The organism is Flavobacterium sp. PL12 (assembly GCF_039123485.1).
GTDB lineage: Bacteria > Bacteroidota > Bacteroidia > Flavobacteriales > Flavobacteriaceae > Flavobacterium > Flavobacterium weaverense.
In genome coordinates this window covers 1-4984 of sequence record NZ_JBANDI010000046.1, presented here as the reverse complement: position 1 = coordinate 4984, position 4984 = coordinate 1, and the positions used below count along the sequence as shown (strand labels likewise).

The 4984-nt window shown below is 30.0% G+C and carries 6 protein-coding genes and 1 pseudogene; 6 read left to right on the top strand and 1 reads right to left on the bottom strand.

Annotated features, from left to right (window positions below; genetic code table 11):
* The first annotated feature begins 697 nt into the window (after positions 1 to 697).
* Entirely contained in the window at positions 698 to 1216 is a 519-nt protein-coding gene (locus RCH19_RS14510) for a transposase (protein ID WP_343023829.1), read from the top strand.
* Positions 1216 to 2049 carry an IS3 family transposase gene (locus RCH19_RS14505; RefSeq protein WP_343023828.1) on the top strand — a complete coding sequence of 278 codons (834 nt, stop codon included), beginning with the start codon at positions 1216 to 1218 and terminating at the stop codon, positions 2047 to 2049. The genes RCH19_RS14510 and RCH19_RS14505 overlap by 1 nt, the downstream gene beginning before the upstream one ends.
* A gap of 133 nt (positions 2050 to 2182) precedes the next feature.
* On the opposite strand, the gene RCH19_RS14500 is transcribed toward RCH19_RS14505, so the two are convergent.
* A complete protein-coding gene (locus tag RCH19_RS14500; protein ID WP_343023827.1) occupies positions 2183 to 2548 on the bottom strand; it encodes a hypothetical protein in 366 nt (121 codons plus the stop codon).
* A gap of 159 nt (positions 2549 to 2707) precedes the next feature.
* On the opposite strand from RCH19_RS14500, the gene RCH19_RS14495 reads away from it, so the two are divergent.
* From RCH19_RS14495 to arsB, 4 genes and pseudogenes are all read left to right on the top strand, one after another.
* Positions 2708 to 2968 (top strand): heavy-metal-associated domain-containing protein, encoded by a 261-nt coding sequence (locus RCH19_RS14495; protein ID WP_343023826.1) that lies wholly within the window; start codon positions 2708 to 2710, stop codon positions 2966 to 2968.
* A gap of 83 nt (positions 2969 to 3051) precedes the next feature.
* The gene (locus tag RCH19_RS14490; protein ID WP_343023825.1) at positions 3052 to 3384 is read left to right on the top strand and encodes a metalloregulator ArsR/SmtB family transcription factor; all 333 of its coding nucleotides are present in this window, start codon (positions 3052 to 3054) and stop codon (positions 3382 to 3384) included.
* A 16-nt stretch (positions 3385 to 3400) separates the two neighbouring features.
* Positions 3401 to 3871 (top strand): DUF6428 family protein, encoded by a 471-nt coding sequence (locus tag RCH19_RS14485; protein WP_343023824.1) that lies wholly within the window; start codon positions 3401 to 3403, stop codon positions 3869 to 3871.
* Between the two features lie 173 nt (positions 3872 to 4044).
* A pseudogene (arsB, locus tag RCH19_RS14480) lies at positions 4045 to 4890 on the top strand (ACR3 family arsenite efflux transporter); the annotation flags it as partial.
* Positions 4891 to 4984 lie beyond the last annotated feature (94 nt).

The following is a 4984-nucleotide window of genomic DNA, read 5'->3' as shown; positions in this document are numbered from 1 at the left end:
GCAAATGTAATTACTTCTTTTATTTCTGCCAAATCTTTTTTCTAAAACTTTCGCCCTAGTTTTGATTCGATTTCCATTAAATAAATAAGAACGTCCGCGTTGTTGCGGGTGCAAAACTACAACGTTTATACCGTTAAACAAGCTTTTTTTGTGCCTTTTATTTAACAATTTGATAAAGCTCTATTTAAATAGCTTAAAACGTGAAACTTGAATGGTGAAATATTTTTCTTCAACTGTACCAGTATTGCAAAATCTACTAGAAATTTACGGTTTACGCTATATTACTTTATATCACGACTGCAGTTTCAGATCCTAAATAGTGTCTACTAGTACAGTCAACCATATAATAACCTTTGTTCTAAATGCAGTGAATTGCAAAAGCCAGGTTCTTTCTACTATATATAAGGAAGATTTTCAGTAACAATCTGACGAAACTAATGTAAAGGTTCAAAAATGGAGTTTATTATATACAAACCATAATTATAAATTAAACACCATTTATATATAGGAGTGTTCAAAAGTCGTGATTCTTATTCTAGTCTGCGTTAAGGATAGTAGCGGATAGCCCACAGCAAAGCGAAGTAAAACGAAACTTTGCGAGGACTTTAAGCGAATAGCCCGACCCTTTATAAAAAAAGAGCCTGTTACCAGAAATGAACATGCCCCAAAAAGTTAGACACTATTTGGGGCATTTTTTATGGAAAGAAAAGTAAAGTATGATTACGCATTTAAATTAGAATGTGTAGAATTGGTTTTAAAGAAACATTATTCCGAGAGTTATGTTTCAAAATTGAAGCAGATTCCAAGATGGAATATTCGTAAGTGGGTTAGTTTTTATAGGGGCTATGGTGAAATTGGTTTATTACCAAGAATAAATCAAAGTTATTCAGCCGAATTTAAGTTAAAAGTACTCAGAACTATAAAAAAGGAATCTCTTTCATTGATGGATTCGGGAATAAGATTTAATATTCCCAATATTGCTATAATTTCAAAATGGAAAAAAGATTTTACTAACTTTGGAATTGAAGGATTAAAATCTAAATCTAAAGGTAGAACAATTTCTATGAGTGATTATAAACGTAAAAAACGCAAATCTGACAAACCCTTAACAAGAGAGGAAGAACTATTAAACGAAAACGAAAGACTTCGTTGTGAGAATGAATTGCTAAAAAAGTTAGACGCCTTAATTCAAGCCAGGAGAAATCCAAAGCCATAATGGAATTAAGGCATAAATTTGATTTAGAAATACTTTTACATCAAACTAATATGGCACGAAGTAGTTTTTATTATCATCAAAAACAATTTGATTTACCTGATAAATACAAAAAAATTAAAGAGTTAATTAAAACCATTTACCATCAGCATAAGGGTCGCTATGGTTATAGAAGAATTACCGATGAACTTCAAAATAGAGCAATAATTATCAATCATAAAACAGTACTTAGATTAATGAAGTTATTGGGATTAAAAAGCATTATTAGAGTAAAAAAATACAAATCTTATAAAGGCGAAAATGGTAAAATTGCTCCAAATTTATTGGAGAGAAAATTTAAAGCAACAGCTCCAAATCAAAAATGGGCTACCGATATAACGGAATTTAATGTATCTGGAAACAAATTATATTTATCACCAATTATAGACTTGTTTAATCAGGAAATTATTAGTTATGAACTTACAGAACGACCAGTGTTTAATCAAATTGTTATGATGCTAAATAAAGCCTTTAAGAAAATACCAAACAACACAAATTTAATGCTTCATTCTGATCAAGGTTGGCAATATCAAATGAAAAGATATCAGTACTTATTAAAAGAAAAAGGAATTATACAAAGTATGTCAAGAAAAGGAAATTGTTTAGATAATGCTATTATTGAAAATTTCTTCGGAACACTAAAATCTGAAATGTTTTATACTCAAAAATTCAAATCAATAAAACAATTAAAAATAGAAATTGACAAATACATAATCTATTATAACAACGAAAGAATCAAGTCAAATTTAAACAAAATGAGCCCGATAAAATATCGAGCTCATTATTATCAAAATTAATTATAAATTTGTCTAAACTTTTGGGTGCAGTCTAAAAAGGTAACAGGCTCTTTTTTTATAAACGGTAACGCCCAAAAGAAAAATTAAATAGTAGTATGATTTAAAGGCTATCAATAAACTATACTATAAAAAATTAATTGAGATCGTCCTCTGAAGTGTTTTCTTCTAAATCATTATGATTGTCGCCGCCAATACTGTAATAATTATTCTCCTCGTCCTCACTTCCGATTTTTTCTTGTGCATCATCTAGTTCAGAACCAGGAACATCAAGGTCAGATCCTGACATATCGGAATCAAAATCTTTCTCATTAAATTCTCCAGCACTATTAATTTCAACTGGAACTTTATTTTTTGTAATATCTTCAGGGTTTATATCTGATTCTTTTTTAAACTGATTGTATATATCTTCACTTGGAGGATACAAAATAGGATCTAAAGCATCATCGCCGTCATTTTGCTTACCTTTATTTACGTCTCTGTTGTTCTTATTCTCTTCCATATCTAAGTACTTTAAGTGATTTGTATCATACTAAGTTACTCTAAATTGAGTTAAAATAATAATAACGATTCTATTTTTAGCAATTAAATAACTAACTTTAAACTATCGAAATTTGTTATTCAAGTATTAAAAAAAATTCACAACCTTAAAAAAAATAAAATGAACATTATAGAAGACAATGTAATTCCAGGAGTTGAAGGTAGAACTTTTGGAACTAATGCAGTTGAAGATAAAGATTTACTAGCAATAAAAGCTGCGATTCAAAAAATTGATGGCGTCAAAGACATTACAGTGGACCATGTGATTTTTCCAAGAGAATTTACAGTGTTCACGATTAATGTTATCGCTATTGCGGAAATTCAGAAAAAAGTCAAACAAGCTGGATTTCATGCAATACCGAAACAAGAGCTAGACGTTTAAAAATAAGTCCCTTTAAATAATTATTTAAAGGGACTTATTTTTTTAAAACTATATCGTAATATTGCAATCTAAAACTAAAATAATTGGGAGTTACTAAATCATATCATTTTACCGAATTACAAAATGAATTAGCTTCATTACTGAAGGCTATTGCTCATCCAGCTCGGATAGCAATTATTCAACATTTAATAAAAGTAGAAAGCTGCATTTGTAGCGCTATCGTCGATGAAATACCATTAGCACAACCTACAATTTCTCAGCATTTAAAAGAATTAAAAAATGCGGGTCTCATTAAAGGCACTATTGAAGGTAATTCAATTTGTTACTGCTTGAATGAGCAGGGTTTTAATAAAATAAAAGGATTTTTAGAAATAGTGAGTTCGCATCTAGAAAGTCAAAAAAAGCAATGTTGTTAATTTAAATTATCAAAAAATGAAACTATCAGAAATCAAGAAAACGTTAATCACATTAGATAACGTTGCATTTATATTACCAAATGGAACTTATGTCCCGGGACACTTTCACGTGACTGAAGTAGGACTAGTTACTAAAAATTTTATTGACTGTGGGGGAAAAGTTAGGAAGGAAAAGGTTGTTAACTTTCAATTGTGGGATGCTAATGATTATGAGCATCGCTTAAAACCTAATAAACTTTTATCTATTCTTACTCTTTCAGAAAAAATACTAGGAATTGAAGATCACGAAATTGAAGTCGAATATCAAACAGAAACTATTGGAAAATACGACTTGGATTTTAATGGTAAAGATTTTACACTAATTAACAAAAAAACCGCTTGTCTAGCCGAAGATAAATGTGGTATACCGGAAACTAAAAATAAAATCGAACTCTCTGAAGTTTCAAACCAAGCTAATAGTTGCACGCCAGGCGGCGGTTGTTGCTAGTTTTAAATTATAATTAATCAGTTTAATTGACTCAGTACATGTTAATTCTTGTTTAATTCCCACTGTCAGAATATCGTAAAAAGCTATTTGTAATGATTCAATTGCTTCTATTATCCGCTATAGTTAACTACAAATAAAAAAATGATAGGCACTTTCAAGCACAAAATTAAAGAATGGCATTAAGTAATAAAAGATTAAAGTTTTTAGACAGACATTTAGCACTATGGATTTTTCTAGCAATGGCTTTAGGAGTCTTAATAGGATATTTTATTCCATCAAGTAATACATTTATAAGTTCATTCTCAAATGGAACAACTAATATACCATTAGCAATTGGCCTAATACTAATGATGTATCCGCCTTTGACTAAAGTTGATTTTTCTAAAATCTCTCTAATTTTTGAAAAGCCAAAATTACTCACCGCATCTTTTTTGGTAACTTGGATATTTGGTCCTTTTCTGATGTTTTCGTTAGCCACACTCTTTTTAAAAGATTATCCAGAATATTTAACAGGATTAATTATAATAGGAATAGCGCCCTGTATCGCAATGGTTATCGTGTGGAATGAATTAGCAGAAGGAAACAGAGAATTGACAGCTGGACTAATTGGCATCAACAGTTTGCTCCAAGTATTCTTTTTTGGGCTCTACGCCTACTTTTATCTTGAAATAATGTTACCGCTTTTTGGAATTAAAGGTCTTGCCTTGAATATAACTGTGACACAGATCGCAACAACAGTTGCGATTTATCTAGGAATTCCATTTCTATTGGCTGTAGTCAGTCGATTCACTATAAAAAAGTACATGGGCGAAAAATGGTTTAATCAAAAATTTATTCCATTCGTGTCCCCTATTACACTCATCGCGTTGCTATTTACAATCATACTAATGTTCAGTTTAAAAGGAGAAATGATTGTCGAATTACCATTTGATGTTATACGAGTTGCTATACCTTTACTTTTATTTTTTACGATAATGTTTTTTGTGATGTTTTTTATTTCGAAAAAAATCGGTGCGAATTAAGTAATTAGAATAAAATAATGTCGTATTTTATTGTTTATACATCATAAATTCCGTATATTTATCTCATTATGAGATATCTAGAACTTAAAAA

Bases quoted from the DNA above. Each gene is read 5' to 3' on its own strand.
- RCH19_RS14495 (WP_343023826.1), top strand. From the start codon at position 2,708: ATGAACATTATAGAAGACAATGTAATTCCAGGAGTTGAAGGTAGAACT.
- RCH19_RS14510 (WP_343023829.1), top strand. From the start codon at position 698: ATGGAAAGAAAAGTAAAGTATGATTACGCATTTAAATTAGAATGTGTA.
- RCH19_RS14500 (WP_343023827.1), bottom strand. From the start codon at position 2,548: ATGGAAGAGAATAAGAACAACAGAGACGTAAATAAAGGTAAGCAAAAT.
- RCH19_RS14485 (WP_343023824.1), top strand. From the start codon at position 3,401: ATGAAACTATCAGAAATCAAGAAAACGTTAATCACATTAGATAACGTT.
- RCH19_RS14505 (WP_343023828.1), top strand. From the start codon at position 1,216: ATGGAATTAAGGCATAAATTTGATTTAGAAATACTTTTACATCAAACT.